This window comes from Pseudomonas sp. yb_5, from assembly GCF_043103865.1.
GTDB lineage: Bacteria > Pseudomonadota > Gammaproteobacteria > Pseudomonadales > Pseudomonadaceae > Aquipseudomonas > Aquipseudomonas putida_Y.
Genome location: NZ_JBICKE010000070.1, coordinates 1 through 14,273, shown reverse-complemented (window position 1 = coordinate 14,273; position 14,273 = coordinate 1). Strand labels below are relative to the sequence as shown.

Below are 14,273 nucleotides of genomic sequence, written 5' to 3'. Positions count from 1 at the left end.
AGTTTCAATTAGCCATGATGCTAGCCGTTGCCCACCAAGGGAAAGGTGTACATAGCCAATGCCTGAACATTTTCGTGCGTTGATCGTCATCCTGTTTTTGGCGAGCGTGGTCTTCCTGATGGCGCGGCGGCCTGCCACCGACCTGATTCCGCTCAGCGACTACAAGCGCCGGCGCAATCTGTGGTTCCTGCTGACGCTGCTGGCTTTTTTCTCGCACAGCTTCTGGCTGTACCTGGGTGTGGGCGCGGTCGTCCTGTGGCTAGCCGGGCGCCGCGAGCACAACCCCTTGGCGCTGTTCTACATGCTGCTGTTCCTGATACCGCCAGCCTCGGTACAGGTGCCCGGGTTTGGCGTGGTCAACTATCTGGTCGACCTGAACCATATTCGCCTGTTGACCCTCTGCGTGCTGCTGCCGGCCGCGCTGCACCTGCGCCGGCAAAGTGACACCCTGCGCTTTGGCCGCACCTGGGCCGATAAATTGCTGGCGGCCGGCCTGCTGCTGATGAGCGTGCTCTATTTGCGCGAAACCACCCTTACCGACACGCTGCGCCAGGCGCTGTACCTGTATGTCGACGTACTCCTGCCGTATTACGTGGCCAGCCGTGGCCTGCGCCAGATCAGCGACTTCAAGGACACCCTGCTGGCCTTCGTGCTCGCCTCTTTCGTCATGGCACTGATCGCCGTGGCCGAGTATGTGCGCCACTGGCTGCTGTACAGCGCCCTGGTCGACGCCATGGGCGTACCCTGGAGCATGTCCGGCTACCTCAGCCGTGGCGGTGCGTTGCGGGCGAGCGTCACCACCGGCCAGGCGATTGTATTGGGTTACGTGATGAGCGTGGCCATCGGCCTGTTCCTGTTCGTGCAGGGCTATGTGCAACGCCCACTGCACAGGGCCATGGGTGCCCTGCTGTTGGCCGCCGGGCTGTTCGCGCCATTGTCACGCGGCCCGTGGGTCGGCACCTTGGTCATCGTGGTGGTGTTCATCGCCTTGGGCAAAGGTGCCTTCAAGCGCCTGGCGCTACTAGGTGCGGCTGGCATGCTGGCGTTGCCCTTGCTGACCGTGGTGCCCGGTGGCGACAAGGTGCTGGACCTGCTGCCGTTCATCGGCAACCTCGAGAAAGAGAACATCACCTACCGCGAACGGCTGATGGACAACTCCTGGATCGTCATCCAGCGCAATCCGTTGTTCGGCTCCTTCGACTTCCGCAACACACCCGAAATGCAGGCGATGATCCAGGGCGATGGCATCATCGACATTGTCAACACCTACATCAACCTCGCGCTGCGGGTCGGCCTGATCGGGCTAGGCCTGTTCGTGGCGTTCTTTGCCGTGGTGCTGCTGGGTATCCGTAGAGCCATGCTCAGCTTCGCCGACAAGGACGACGAGCGACGACAGCTCGGCCGGGTGTTGCTGGCAACGCTGATCGGCATTCTGGTCATCATCTTCACGGTCAGCAGCATCACCTTCATCCCGGTGGTGTACTGGTCTATTGCTGGCCTGGGCGTGGCCTACATCCAGATGGTTCGCCGGCTGCACAACAGCCAGGTCATGGAACTGGCAGAACCCGACCTACAACTCAGGTAAAGTGCATGAACAGGCTGTCCCTGCGTCATTATGTGCACCTTTCGGCCATTGCCGGCCTGGCCCTGCTGCCGCTGGCCAGCTGGGCTTCAGACTGGCAGGTCAGTGTCGATGAGCAAAATGGCTTGCCTACCGTGACACACGGCGGTGGCCCGGTCATGAAGGCCAAATTCGATTTCTGGGCTGCCAACTGGAGCTGGACCGGTTTCCATACCGACTTCAAGGTCAATGGCCCTTACCACTACACGCTGCAGGGCAAGAACAAGGAACTGGACTTCGACCTGCAGGCTGACATCCGTAAGGAACAAGCGCAAACCCTGAGCTGGGCCTTCGACCTCGACGCCCACAGCCGCCAGAGCGGTGTCATGGGAGGCGGCATGGTGTTCCAGTTCGACCCGGCGCAAATCGCCGGCGACATGGGAGCCCCGCAGTTGCTGCCCGACAACCGCGGCTGGACGTGGGGCAAGGCCGACCAGGGGCGACGCATCGAAATGCGTTTCGACCCGCCACTGGCCAAGGTCTATTTCGAGCGCGGCAACCCGTCCGAGCTGCGCGCATTCCTCTACAAGGACCCGATCAGCGCCGGCCGCCAACAGCTCAAGGCCGTGCTCAACGTGACTGGCGACATCGAACTCGGCCCTACCCCCAGCGAGCGCTTCGGCCTGGCAGACCCTGCCAACTGGCCTGATGACCAGCTGGACTGGCGCACCTCGCCGGTGGACCTGTCGTTCCTCAACGCAGCAGAAAAACCCGCCGGCAAGCGTGGCTTCGTCAAGGCGGTCGGCGACCAGTTGATGTTCGCCGACAACACCCCGATACGCTTCTGGGGCACCAACCTGTCGGCCTACTCGCTGTTCAAAAGCCCCGACGACGAAATCCGCCAACAAGCCAAACGCCTTTCGGCACTGGGTTTCAACCTGGTGCGCCTGCATCACCACGACTCGCCCTGGGTCAGCCCCAACGTATTTGGCGACGGCACCTTGGTGCGCGATACCCAGCAACTCAGCGCCGAATCGCTGCGCAAGCTCGACCTGTGGATCAAGTCACTCAAGGACGAAGGCATCTACATCTGGCTGGACATGCATGTGCAGCGTGGGTTTACCGCCAACGACAATATTGAAGACATCAGGGAGCTGCCTGAAAAGGACGGCCGCGTCGACCTGAAGGGCTACGCCTACGTGAACGACAGCATGCGGCAAGCGATGAAACGCTTCGCCGAGCAGTACCTGACCCATGTGAACGAATACACGGGCCTGGCCTACAAGGACGACCCGGCCATCGCCGCCGTGCTGATCACCAACGAGAATGACCTGACCCAGCATTACGGCAACGCCCTGATGCCGAACAAGGATGTACCGCGCCACAGCGCGCGCTACATGACGGCGGCCAAGGCCTTTGCCAAACAGTTTGACCTGCCCGCCGACCTGACCTGGCGGGCCTGGGAGCATGGGCCGTCGAAGCTGTTGCTCAACGAACTGGAACAACGCTTCAATGCCGACATGATCGCCCACTTGCGCAGCGTGGGCGTGAAAGTCCCCATTGCTACCACCAGCACCTGGGGCGGCAATGGGCTTAGCGCACTGCCGGCACTGAGCGTTGGCGATGTCATCGACGCCCACAGCTACGGCGACACAGGCCAACTGGAGAAGAACCCACTGACCAGCGACGGCATGATCGACTGGATTGCTGCCGCCCAGATCGTCGGCAAACCGCTGACCGTCACCGAGTGGAACGCCGAGCCCTTCCCGCTGCCTGACCGTCACTCGCTGCCGATTTACATCGCCGGCACCGCCAGCCACCAAGGCTGGGACGCCATGCTGCAATACGCCTACAGCCAACAGGCGTTCAACCCGGGTTGGCGCACGGCGGACAACTGGCACGCGTACAACGACCCGGCGATGATCGCCACCCTGCCCGCCGCTGCCCTGCTCTATCGCCGTGCGGACGTAAAACCAGCCACCACTCGCTACGTGTTCGCACCGACACCTGCCACCCTGTACAACCAGGAGATCACCCCGCGTAACTCACCGCTGCTGCGCACGGCCATGGAAAAGGGCCAGTTGCAGATCGCCCTGCCACACACGCCGGAATTGCCTTGGCTGAAACCCGCACCCATCCCGGCAGACGCGCAGGTGCTGCACGACCCGGGGCAAGCGCTGCTGGCCGCCGATGCCACCGAGTCGGTGACCGACACTGGCGAACTCAGGCGCAACTGGCAACAAGGCATCTACACCATCGACACGCCATTGACCCAGGCCGCCAGCGGCTGGCTGGGCGGCCGCCCGATCAACCTGGGTGCCATTCAGATACATACGAAAACGCCTTACGCCAGCGTGGTGGTCCAGAGCCTGGACGGCAAGCCACTGGGTCAGTCGCGCGAGCTTCTGCTGTCTCTGGGCACCCGTGCGATGCCCAAGGCCGATGACAAGACGCCGTTCAATGTGGAGCCCCTTGAAGGCAGCCTGAACATCAAGGCACCCGCCGGCCTGAAACTGTTCGCCCGCGATGCACAGGTGCAGTTGAAACCGCTGCCGGTGGCCTACAAGGAGGGGCAATACACCATTACCTTCGACGGCACCTACATGTCCAACTGGCTATTCTTGAAATAGAGCATAGGGCCATCTACGCTCAGGTCACCTGTAGATGATCATCCCACCTGCACGTGTCAGGGAGTGTTCACTGCGTCTGTAAACAGCAGATTCCAGGAGGTGGGGATGAAATATCTGGTTGTGGGTGGTGCGGGCTACATTGGTTCGCACATGGTCAAGCACCTGCTCGCCGCCGGCCATGAAGTACTGGTCGCGGACCTGGTCTCACCTGGCCCCGGTATCCAGTGGGCCAGGCTCGACATCGCCGACGAAGCCGCACTGGACGTGCTGTTTGGCGTGTGCCGCTTCGATGCTGTGTTTCACTTCGCCTCGTTCATTCAAGTGGGCGAGTCGGTCAGCGCGCCCGGCAAGTACTACCAGAACAACGTCGCAGCCACCCTTGCCCTGCTGCAGGCCATGGTCAATGCCGGCATCAGGCACCTGGTGTTTTCTTCGAGCGCCGCCGTTTACGGCAACCCGCAGTACGTGCCGATCGATGAAGCGCACACCAAGGTGCCGATCAACCCGTACGGATTGAGCAAATGGATGGTCGAGCAGATTCTTGAGGACTTCGACCGGGCCTATGGTTTGAAGTCGGTATGCCTACGCTATTTCAATGCAGCGGGCGCTGACCCGGAAGGTCAGCTCGGGGAACGTCACGACCCGGAAACCCATCTGATCCCCTTGATCCTGCAGGCTGCATCTGGCCGGCGCGAGGCGGTGACAGTGTTCGGTCGTGACTACGACACACCGGATGGCACCTGCATTCGCGACTACGTGCATGTTGCAGACCTGGCGGCGGCCCATGCACTGGCGGTGGATTATTTACGGGCCGGTGGCGAGCGTGCCGCGTTCAACCTGGGCAATGGCCTGGGCTTTTCGGTGCAGGAGGTGATCGATACGGCCCGGGCAGTGACCGGGCGGCAGATCAATGCCCTTGACGCACCGCGCCGCGCCGGCGACCCGCCACGGCTGGTGGCGGATGCGAGCAAAGCCATGCACGTGCTGGGCTGGCGCCCGGCGTTCGCTTCGCTGGGGGAGATTGTGCGGCATGCGTGGCAGTGGGAGTTGCAGTATCCCTGGGAGCGCTGAGTGGGCTCGTTCCCTGTAGGCGCAGCACAAGGCCGCACCTACAGGCGGACGGCCAGAAGGCTCAGTAATAGGTACGCGGCTGTTCGTCAGCCTTGTTCAACACTGTCCCGATCAGGTTCACCGTGGCCAGGTGATGCAGGCAATCCTCGATTTCCTTCTTGTTGTTCATCCCGTTGGCCACCACCAGCAACACACAGTCGAACTTGGGCATGACGGTGATCGCATCGTCCGAGCTGAGCAGCGGTGGCAAATCGAAAATGCAGATGCGCGACTCGTAGCGGTTGCGCAATTCGCCAATCAGGTTGTTTACCTTGGGCGAGGACAGCATCTCGGTCGACAGGGGCACGGGTACCCGCGTCGGCAGCACCACAAAGCGCGGCAAGGTGGGGTTGACCAGGCAGTCCTGCAACTCGGCCTTGTCCGCCAGAAGCTCGTTCAGTGCCTGCTCCATGGGCAGGCCCAGGTAGCTGCCGACCTTGGGCCGGCGCAGGTCGAAGTCCACCAGTAACGCAGTCTTGGTGGTGTGGTGGGCAATGCTCATGGCCAGGTTGATCGCCAACATTGTCTTGCCCGCTTCCGGCGTTGGCGAGGTGATGGCCAAGGTACGCCAGCCGTTCTCGTCCATGGCCCTGAGCACCTGCGTACGCAACAGGTCGATCGGCCCGTTCATGTTGGAGTTCTTGTTGTACGCGACGATGCGGTTACGCTCCAGGTGGTCTGGACGCAGTGGTACCACTTTGGTGTTCACGTAATCGAACTGCCCCGGCACTTCTGCCAGCGCCGTACCGGGGGCGGGAGACAGTGCCTGGGGGGTACCCGGGGTAACCTGATGAATATTGTTGCCAACAGCCGGCTTGATCCTGTCCATCACTGCTTTCCCTATACAAACCGAGACATGACTTTGTACAACAGCACATCCAGTGGCATGTAGAACACGTGCACCAGCCCTATCATGATAGCTGCCAGCGCCAGTGCCGCCAGGATCAGGCGATTGCGCCAGCGCCTGCGTCGGGCCACGTCGGCCCGGGTATCGATATAGGGCAGTGCCATCAGCACCCGTTTGCCCAGCAGGCTTTCCAGGGCACCAACGCCGCGCACACGCTGATTGAGCATCTCCAGCAGCATCACCAGCGCACCGCCACCGGCCGGTGCCAACACCAGGCCCAGCGCAGCGATCTTCTTGCGGTTAGGCTTGATCGGCTTCTCAGGCAACAGGGGGGGCTCGAGCAGTACGAAGCGTTCAGCCTTGTTTTCCTGCTCGAGGCTTTCGGTAATCTTTGCGCCCATTTCCTTGGCACGAATCTCTTCGTATTTCTTGCGTGCGTTGTCGTGGTCACGCATCAAAGTCACCAGGCCGCGCTCGACCTGCGGTGCCTCGAGGATCTCCGCTTCGTAGCCTTCCATTTTCCGGGTCAGCTCGCGCTTTTGCTCTGCCAGCGAGGCAATACGTACCTGGGCGGCGCTCATTTTGGCGCGGACACGGGCCACGTCGAGGCTGACCGTAGAAGCTGCAGCAGTGCGGCCACCGCTGGCTTCGAGCGCCTGGATCTTGCGTTTGACCGCCACCACATCCGGGTGGGCGTCCTTGTAGCGGGTCATCAGCCGCGCGTATTCGGCTTTCAGGCTTGGCAGGTCCTCGGGCGGGTCAGCACGGGTTGACCGGGTGCCTTCGGCAACCTTGGTGGCAAGGCCGGCATTGGCCGCAGACAGCTCCAGTTCCAGGTAGCGCAGCTCTTCCTGGGCAGCCTTGTAGTCACGGTCGACCTCACGGAACTCCAGCTCCGCACGCGACAACATGTTCATGCGCAGGGTCTGGTGCTCGGGCAAGGCATTGGCGTGGGCCTGCTTGAAATCGGCCAGCTGGTTCTCCAGGCTGGCCAGCTCGGCGCCCAGCTTGTTGGCTTCCTGGGTGAGGAACTCGGTGGTTTCATTGGCCCGCTCGGTGCGCTGCTTGAGGTTTTCGTTGAGGAACAGCGTCACCAGTTCGTCGGCGACTTCCTTGGCCACTTGTGCCTGCTTGTGCTCGAACGACACATTGAACGCCACGGTCGCTTCACCACGACCGCGCACGTAGGTGGTAAGGGTTTCGACCACGATCGCGTTGCGCATCTGGTCGATCTTGTCGCTTTCGCTGAAGCGCTTGTCGGCGAACAGGTCGTACTTGCCAATGATGCGCAACAGGTTTTCGCGGGTCATCACCCGTTGACGGATCACCTCGATGCGCTCATCGGCAAAACTGGTGTTGTTGGTCGACACCAGCTCGGGCGAAATCTGCTGTGACTCAACCAGAATGGTGCCGGTCGACTGGTAGATCGGCGGCACCATCAACGCGACGGCCACGGTCGCGGCGAGAATGACTGCGGCACTCACCCCTAACACCAGGGCTCTGTCCTTGATAATGGCGATGTAATCTCTGAGGGAGAGCTCGTAGTCAGACTTCATAGGGCCACCTGCCTGAAGTTCAGATGTCGGGGTACCTGTACGTCAACGTCAAACCAACGATCGTAGCGGTCGCATCCGGTACATGGTCCTGCTGCCGTTCCTTGTACATCAGCGACAGGCGCAGGTCCCAGTAAGGCGAAAACTGGCGGCTGGCCCATACGCTGTAAGTCTGCAGCGTGTTGGGCGACTGCCCTTTGCTGTCTTGCCACGCGGCGTCGGCGCCCACCCGGGACAACTCGGTCAGCGCATAGCTCCACACACCACGCACCTGGTCCAGTTCGGCGAAGCCGCCTTCGGCGCTCGCCACCGTGCTGCGCTCGGCGGTAAGGCTGGCATCGGCACGCGGGCCGGTGTACAGCAACGCAACCCCACCCTCCCCTCGCCGGCCACCGTCGTCGCCTGACACTTGGTTGACGCCAACGTGGGCATCGGCGCTCAAGCCTTCGGCAAGCTGGTATTTGATGCCGACCGCCGGGCTGTAGCTGTTGGAAGCGGTCGCGGTAAGGTCCTCTTCGGGCTCATAGCGCCGGGCACCAAAACGGGTATACAGGTCAGCCCGCTCACTCCAGGCGTAAGTCCAGGTAAAGACGTTCGCCAGTTCGTCGTAGCCCGTCAGCGTGCTGATGTCGTAACGGGCACGGCTGTAGGTGGTTTCGTTGCTCAAGGTACTGCGCTCGGTCACCGCCTGGCTCCAGTTGCCAGTCAAGGTGTAAAGCTTCTGCGTACCGTCGGTGGTAATCACCCCGGTATCCAGTACTGTGCCCGACAACGTCGAGCTTTCGTTGTAGCGCCCCACCAGGCCGAACCGCCCCCGCTCGGTGGTGCGCTGCCAACCCAGGCTGATATCAGGGTCTTCACGGTCATCGACGATATCCGTATCGGACGAGCGCAGCAGATGCATGCCAAGCCCCAACCTCAATTCGTCACGGTCGAAAGTGCCGATCAGGGTGTAATCCGGCGCGATGATCGTGCGCGTTACGCCCTTTTCCCCCGAGGTCAGCAGCAATGGGTTGCTGTCGTATTCGACGGATGTCGGTACCACCACCGTAGACTGCCAATTTGCCGCCAGTACCGCGTCCGTGAACGGCAAGACCAGGATTGCCGTTGCAATGCGAGTTGTTCTAAGAAGAGGCATTAAATATTCTTATTAAAGGCAAGATCAAGGAACGACCAGCGTATCGCCAGCCTGAAGTTGGATGTTGGTGGACATGTCCCGGCCAGACACCAGGTCCTTATATCGCACGGGCAGGATCTTTTGGGAAGCACCGGTGCCGCGGACCACCTTGATTTCGCTTTCATCTGCAAACTTGTCCAGGCCACCCGACATGCTCAGCGCCTGCAATACCGCCGTGGGGCCTGCCATTTGCACGGGCCCGGGTTTGATCACTTTACCCTGTACATAGACCATGTTGCCGGCAATGCTTTTGACGACAACGCTGACGTTAGGGTCGGGGAGGTATTTTTCGAGTTTGGCAGCGACCTGCTTTTCGACTGCCGTCACGTCCAGCCCGGCAACATTGATGCGCCCGGCCAGGGGGAAGGTGATACTGCCATCGGGAAGTACGGTGGCTTCTTGACGCAGGCTTTCTTCCTGCCATACCGAAACCATCACCACATCGCCGGGGCTGAGCAGGTAGGCAGCACTGCTCTGATCGGCGTTGCCAGCGCCGGACCACACCGTCAGCATGCAGAAAGCGGCAAACATTGAACGCACCATGAGGGTCCCTCCGGCCAAATGGCCCGACAAAGAGCACTGAATGAGAACAACACACCAACTCTCGCTCCGCTTCACGGCGCACTGCTGCCGCGATGGCCTCGACCTTCCTGGAGGCCCTTGCCTTGACGCTGCAAGCGCGGCTGCAACGCCCTGTAAACATTGGCCCTACGGGCTACTGGGAATATAGCAACGGTTGGAGAATTCACAAGCCATGCCTGTGGACTCGCGGCAATGGGCAGTCACTTCAGGTACAAGGTATCCGGTTCAGATCTTTCTGCGGTTGGCAACAGCAACAAAACCGACGACAGCAAAGGCAAAGAACCAGCCTGCAGTTGAAACAGGAATGATACTGTTTTGATTTATATACGAATCTGCCGCGCGGGCAGCACCACTTAGCATCACCAGCAAGAACATGGATTTGATTATCAGAGTCGTGCGCATACTCCCCTCCTAAAAACAGGAAAATCAATTAGTTATTGGCGCGGTGTTGCGGGAGTTGTTTCGTTGTTGATTTGAGCTTATGGGCACAATGACACTACGTCAATGATCCGACACCATAATAAAATTCAATGGGCGCCGGGCGAGTTCGTCAAAAAAACGACATGCAGTTTATGCAAGAGAGGGCTGCCGCGATGGATCTGGCGTTTCACAGCTGAGAACAAGGGGCATACCTGCCCCCTGATGTTTCATTCGTCTGCGTGGTGAACCACGACCAGTAATTGCGCCGGTGAGACACCTACCGAGCGCAGCCGGTGCGGCGTCTGGGCGTTGAAATGCAGGGCGTCGCCCTGCTCCAGCAGCACCCGCTCACTCATGAAGTCCACTTCCACCTGGCCTGCGTGAACAAACAGGAACTCTTCGCCCTGGTGTTCCTTGAACGTGGGGTCGCTGAACTCGGACGGCGGCTGAATCAGAAACGGCAGCAGGCTGCGCTGACCAACCTGACTGGTGAGGGCCGCGTACCCCGGCCCTTGCCCATCGCCAACCAGGGCCTGGCGCTCGGTATGGCGCACCAGGCTGTAGCGGCTCTGCCCAACCTGTTCTTCGGCGAACAGCTCTTCGACGTTGACGTTCAGCGCTCTCGCCAGTTTCAGCGCCGCGGCGATCGAGGGCGTGTTGAGGCCGCGCTCGACCTTGGACAGGTAGCTTTTGGTCATGCCAGTCTTTTCGGCCAGCATTTCCAGGGTCATCCCCAGTTTCTTACGCAGCAGTTTCAATCGGATAGACATGTGACGCGGGTTTCCCAGGCTGAGGCAGCCATGATACGCGTCTGAAAGCTGACGCCAAGCCTGCAGAGGCCTTGAATCAAGGCATCACTGGCGGTAAGGCAAAGCTTCGCGCTATAGGGGTGGCGAGTTGGCCACCCCATAACAGGCCCCTTCGCAGCACAAAGCTGTGCCTACAAGGGGCAGTCTGTAGCGGGCAATCAGAATGTCATTTCCTTCACATCATCCGGCACGATCAGCTTGCCGGCGGTTTTCTCGATGATTTCCTCGACGCTGACCCCGGGTGCGGTCTCGCGCAGGATGAAGGCGCCGTCTTCGATTTCCAGGTAGGCCAGGTCGGTCAGCACCTTGCGGATGCAGCCCGCACCGGTCAGCGGCAGGCTGCACTGCGGCAGCAACTTGGACTCGCCGTCCTTGGAGGCGTGGGTCATGGTGACGATGATGTTGTCGGCGCCGGACACCAGGTCCATGGCCCCACCCATGCCCTTGACCAACTTGCCAGGAATCATCCACGAGGCGATGTTGCCCTGCACGTCCACCTCGAAAGCACCCAGTACGGTCAGGTCGACGTGGCCGCCACGGATCATGGCGAACGATTGTGCCGAATCGAAGATCGAGGCGCCGCGGCGGGCGGTGACAGTTTGCTTGCCGGCGTTGATCATGTCGGCATCGAGGGTGCTTTCGGTGGGGAATTCGCCCATGCCGAGCAGGCCGTTTTCCGATTGCAGCATCACATCCATGTCGGCGGGTACATAGTTGGCCACCAAGGTGGGGATGCCGATGCCCAGATTGACGTAGTAACCATCCTTCAGTTCACGGGCAACGCGTTGCGCCATCTGTTCGCGGGTCAATGCCATGGTCAGGATCTCTTTATTGTTCGGGTGGATGGCGCTCAGGCCTTGACGGTGCGCTTTTCGATACGCTTTTCGAAGGTGCCGACGATGACACGGTCCACGTAGATGCCCGGGGTGTGGATTTCGCTTGGCAGCAGCACGCCGGGCTCGACGATTTCTTCCACTTCGACCACGGTGATCTTGCCGGCGGTGGCCGCCAGCGGGTTGAAGTTTTGCGCAGTGTTGCGGTACACCACGTTGCCGTAGTGGTCGGCCTTCCAGCCCTTGACGATGGCGAAGTCACCGGTGATGGATTCTTCCAGGATGTACTTGCGGCCCTTGAACTCGCGAACTTCCTTGCCGTCGGCAACCGGGGTGCCATAGCCGGTAGCGGTGTAGAACGCCGGGATGCCGGCACCACCTGCGCGCATTTTCTCGGCGAGGGTGCCCTGTGGGGTCAGTTCCACTTCCAGCTCGCCACTGAGCAACTGGCGTTCGAACTCGGCGTTTTCGCCCACGTAGGAGGCGATCATCTTGCGAATTTGCCGGTCTTCCAGCAGCACGCCCAGACCAAAACCGTCCACACCGCAGTTGTTGGAGACCACGGTCAGGCCCTTGACGCCACGCCGCTTGATTTCGCTGATAAGGTTTTCCGGGATGCCGCACAGGCCGAAACCACCGGCCAGTACCGTCATGTTGTCGCTCAGGCCTTCGAGGGCCTGTTCATAGGTTGCAACGCGCTTGTCCAGTCCGGCCATGCTGATCCGCCTTTTGTAGTTGTTTAACCGACGAGGCTGTCGGTGAGCGTGTGCAGACATCTTCACCGCAAGCGACTGATTTGTTAATTTTGTTTTCGTCATCGATTGATAATTTTTACAAAACAAACGATAGGCCCGACATGAACGTCAAACAATTGCGCGCCTTTGTCGCCGTGGCCAAGTACCAGAGCTTCGCCCAGGCCGGTGAACACCTGCACGTTTCGCAGCCGGCACTGAGCCTGACCATCAAGGCGCTGGAAGAAAACCTCGGCGGCGCCCTGCTCAGCCGCACCACGCGCAGCGTCAGCCTGACTGCCGAAGGCGAAGTCCTGTTGCCACTGGCACGCCGCCTGCTTGCCGACTGGGACGACACCGAAGAGATGCTGCGCCAGCGCTTCACCCTGCAATTGGGCCGTGTGTCGGTGGCGGCCATGCCGGCTTTTGCCGGCAACCTGTTGCCCCACGCGCTCAAGGTGTTTCGCCAGCGCTACCCCAAGGTCAACGTCACCGTGCATGACGTAATCAACGAACAGGTACAGGAACTGGTACGCCATCGCCGCGTCGAACTGGGCATCGGCTTCGAGCCGGATAACATCGATGGGCTGGACTTCCATCCGTTGTACATGGACCGCTTCGTTGCGGTAGTGGCCGCCGACTCACCCTTGGCACTGCTGCCCCAGGTCAGCTGGGCACAGCTGATGGCCGAAGATTTCGTGGCCCTGCAGCGCCCTTCGGCAGTGCGCCTGCTGATGGAGCAGAATGTGGCGGCCCGCCACGGCAAGCTGGCAGTAGCGTTCGAAAGCCACCAGCTGACGACCATCGGCCGCATGGTTGCCAGCGGCCTGGGGGTCAGTGCCGTGCCGGCGCTGTGCATCAACCAGATGCAGGAACTGGGTGCCCGCTGCGTCACCTTGGTCGAGCCCACTGTCGAGCGGCGCATCGGCGTGATTGCCCTCAGCGAGCACAAGCTTTCCACTGCAGCGCAAGCACTGCTTGAGGTGCTTCTTTCCAATACCCGGATCCCGGAGGTGACATGCGATACGTAAATCTGGCAGGCACGAGTGTTCCAGCCATCGGCCAAGGCACTTGGTACATGGGCGAAGACCCAGGTCGCAAGGCTGCCGAAGTCGCGGCGCTGCAACAGGGCATCGAGCTGGGCCTGAACCTGATCGACACCGCCGAGATGTATGCCGAAGGGGGGGCAGAAGAGGTCGTAGGTCAAGCCATTGCCGGGCGCCGCGACCAGGTATTTCTGGTCAGCAAGGTCTACCCGCACAATGCCAGCCTGCGCGGCATGGCGGCTGCCTGCGAACGCAGCCTCACCCGGCTGGACACCGACTGCATCGACTTGTACCTGCTGCACTGGCGTGGCCAGCACCCGCTGGAGGAAACCGTCGAAGGCTTCGAGCGTTTGCGCGAGCAAGGCAAGATCAAGCGCTGGGGCGTGTCCAACTTCGACGTCGACGACCTGCGCGAGCTGCACAACCCTGATTGCGCAACCAACCAGGTGTTGTACAACCCGGCCCAGCGTGGCATCGAATTCGACTTGCTACCGTGGTGCGAAAAACGTGGCTTGCCGACCATGGCCTACTGCCCGCTGGCTCAGGCCGGGCGCTTGTTGCAGCACCCGGTACTGGCGGAAATCGCAGAGCGCCATGGCGCCACACCGGCCCAGGTCAGCCTGGCCTGGGTGACCCGCGATGACGGCGTGATCGCCATCCCCAAGGCGGTGGCGCCCGAGCACGTGCAGCTCAATGCAGCAGCGGGAGCGCTGACCTTGACCAGCGAAGACCTGGGGGCGATCGACCGGGCGTTCCCTGCGCCGACGCACAAGCAGCGGTTGGCGATGGTGTAACCGGCGAGCGCAAGCTGGATCAGTAGATGACCCCTGTGGGCGCTGGCATGCCCGCGAACACCGGCAAGGCCGGTGCCCTGCAACGCGGTGCCTGCTTCGCGGGCTCGCCCGCTCCCACAAGGAACCGCGCAAGTACCGAGCGTTGAGCAACTGCGCCACCACCGCCCGCCGCTGCCGTTC

At 61.1% G+C, this 14,273-nt stretch carries 13 protein-coding genes; 5 read left to right on the top strand and 8 right to left on the bottom strand.

All coding sequences use genetic code 11. From position 1 onward, the window contains the following. Positions 1-58 precede the first annotated feature (58 nt). The 3 genes from ACF8GF_RS10155 to galE all read left to right on the top strand — a co-directional run bounded on the left by ACF8GF_RS10155 (position 59) and on the right by galE (position 5,262). On the top strand, positions 59-1,585 hold the full coding sequence (locus ACF8GF_RS10155; RefSeq protein ID WP_176684296.1) for an O-antigen ligase: 1,527 nt from the start codon (positions 59-61) through the stop codon (positions 1,583-1,585). A 5-nt stretch (positions 1,586-1,590) separates the two neighbouring features. Next, positions 1,591-4,191 (top strand): glycosyl hydrolase family 5, encoded by a 2,601-nt coding sequence (locus ACF8GF_RS10150; protein WP_392461270.1) that lies wholly within the window; start codon positions 1,591-1,593, stop codon positions 4,189-4,191. Between the two features lie 105 nt (positions 4,192-4,296). Beyond that, positions 4,297-5,262 (top strand): UDP-glucose 4-epimerase GalE, encoded by a 966-nt coding sequence (galE, locus tag ACF8GF_RS10145; protein ID WP_392488564.1) that lies wholly within the window; start codon positions 4,297-4,299, stop codon positions 5,260-5,262. 61 nt (positions 5,263-5,323) lie between these two features. Here the strand turns inward: galE and ACF8GF_RS10140 are convergent, their stop codons facing one another. The 8 genes from ACF8GF_RS10140 to ACF8GF_RS10105 form a co-directional block, all read right to left on the bottom strand. Further along, positions 5,324-6,130 carry a CpsD/CapB family tyrosine-protein kinase gene (locus tag ACF8GF_RS10140; RefSeq protein WP_176684299.1) on the bottom strand — a complete coding sequence of 269 codons (807 nt, stop codon included), beginning with the start codon at positions 6,128-6,130 and terminating at the stop codon, positions 5,324-5,326. An 11-nt stretch (positions 6,131-6,141) separates the two neighbouring features. Next, the gene (locus ACF8GF_RS10135) at positions 6,142-7,704 is read right to left on the bottom strand and encodes a Wzz/FepE/Etk N-terminal domain-containing protein (RefSeq protein ID WP_209966226.1); all 1,563 of its coding nucleotides are present in this window, start codon (positions 7,702-7,704) and stop codon (positions 6,142-6,144) included. A 19-nt stretch (positions 7,705-7,723) separates the two neighbouring features. Further along, positions 7,724-8,839 carry a hypothetical protein gene (locus ACF8GF_RS10130; protein ID WP_392488563.1) on the bottom strand — a complete coding sequence of 372 codons (1,116 nt, stop codon included), beginning with the start codon at positions 8,837-8,839 and terminating at the stop codon, positions 7,724-7,726. Between the two features lie 24 nt (positions 8,840-8,863). Then, positions 8,864-9,421: a polysaccharide biosynthesis/export family protein gene (locus ACF8GF_RS10125; protein ID WP_020193214.1), complete on the bottom strand. Its 558-nt coding sequence runs from the start codon at positions 9,419-9,421 to the stop codon at positions 8,864-8,866. A gap of 264 nt (positions 9,422-9,685) precedes the next feature. Continuing rightward, complete coding sequence (gene eppA / locus ACF8GF_RS10120) at positions 9,686-9,862, bottom strand: EPS-associated small membrane protein EppA (RefSeq protein ID WP_004374238.1); 177 nt, start codon at positions 9,860-9,862, stop codon at positions 9,686-9,688. Positions 9,863-10,107: 245 nt separating this feature from the next. After that, positions 10,108-10,650 carry a helix-turn-helix domain-containing protein gene (locus ACF8GF_RS10115; protein ID WP_176684303.1) on the bottom strand — a complete coding sequence of 181 codons (543 nt, stop codon included), beginning with the start codon at positions 10,648-10,650 and terminating at the stop codon, positions 10,108-10,110. A 197-nt stretch (positions 10,651-10,847) separates the two neighbouring features. Then, positions 10,848-11,504 (bottom strand): CoA transferase subunit B, encoded by a 657-nt coding sequence (locus tag ACF8GF_RS10110; RefSeq protein ID WP_392519741.1) that lies wholly within the window; start codon positions 11,502-11,504, stop codon positions 10,848-10,850. Between the two features lie 35 nt (positions 11,505-11,539). After that, entirely contained in the window at positions 11,540-12,238 is a 699-nt protein-coding gene (locus tag ACF8GF_RS10105) for a CoA transferase subunit A (RefSeq protein WP_020192902.1), read from the bottom strand. A gap of 140 nt (positions 12,239-12,378) precedes the next feature. Between ACF8GF_RS10105 and ACF8GF_RS10100 the strand changes: the two genes are divergently transcribed. Further along, positions 12,379-13,284, top strand: coding sequence for a LysR family transcriptional regulator (locus tag ACF8GF_RS10100; RefSeq protein ID WP_176684304.1), 906 nt, complete (start codon positions 12,379-12,381; stop codon positions 13,282-13,284). Beyond that, positions 13,272-14,093, top strand: a complete 822-nt coding sequence (locus ACF8GF_RS10095; RefSeq protein ID WP_209966228.1) for an aldo/keto reductase — start codon at positions 13,272-13,274, stop codon at positions 14,091-14,093. The genes ACF8GF_RS10100 and ACF8GF_RS10095 overlap by 13 nt, the downstream gene beginning before the upstream one ends. Positions 14,094-14,273 lie beyond the last annotated feature (180 nt).

Coding starts and splice junctions, on each gene's coding strand:
- ACF8GF_RS10155 (WP_176684296.1), top strand. CDS start 59: ATGCCTGAACATTTTCGTGCGTTGATCGTCATCCTGTTTTTGGCGAGC.
- ACF8GF_RS10150 (WP_392461270.1), top strand. CDS start 1,591: ATGAACAGGCTGTCCCTGCGTCATTATGTGCACCTTTCGGCCATTGCC.
- galE (WP_392488564.1), top strand. CDS start 4,297: ATGAAATATCTGGTTGTGGGTGGTGCGGGCTACATTGGTTCGCACATG.
- ACF8GF_RS10140 (WP_176684299.1), bottom strand. CDS start 6,130: ATGGACAGGATCAAGCCGGCTGTTGGCAACAATATTCATCAGGTTACC.
- ACF8GF_RS10135 (WP_209966226.1), bottom strand. CDS start 7,704: ATGAAGTCTGACTACGAGCTCTCCCTCAGAGATTACATCGCCATTATC.
- ACF8GF_RS10130 (WP_392488563.1), bottom strand. CDS start 8,839: ATGCCTCTTCTTAGAACAACTCGCATTGCAACGGCAATCCTGGTCTTG.
- ACF8GF_RS10125 (WP_020193214.1), bottom strand. CDS start 9,421: ATGGTGCGTTCAATGTTTGCCGCTTTCTGCATGCTGACGGTGTGGTCC.
- eppA (WP_004374238.1), bottom strand. CDS start 9,862: ATGCGCACGACTCTGATAATCAAATCCATGTTCTTGCTGGTGATGCTA.
- ACF8GF_RS10115 (WP_176684303.1), bottom strand. CDS start 10,650: ATGTCTATCCGATTGAAACTGCTGCGTAAGAAACTGGGGATGACCCTG.
- ACF8GF_RS10110 (WP_392519741.1), bottom strand. CDS start 11,504: ATGGCATTGACCCGCGAACAGATGGCGCAACGCGTTGCCCGTGAACTG.
- ACF8GF_RS10105 (WP_020192902.1), bottom strand. CDS start 12,238: ATGGCCGGACTGGACAAGCGCGTTGCAACCTATGAACAGGCCCTCGAA.
- ACF8GF_RS10100 (WP_176684304.1), top strand. CDS start 12,379: ATGAACGTCAAACAATTGCGCGCCTTTGTCGCCGTGGCCAAGTACCAG.
- ACF8GF_RS10095 (WP_209966228.1), top strand. CDS start 13,272: ATGCGATACGTAAATCTGGCAGGCACGAGTGTTCCAGCCATCGGCCAA.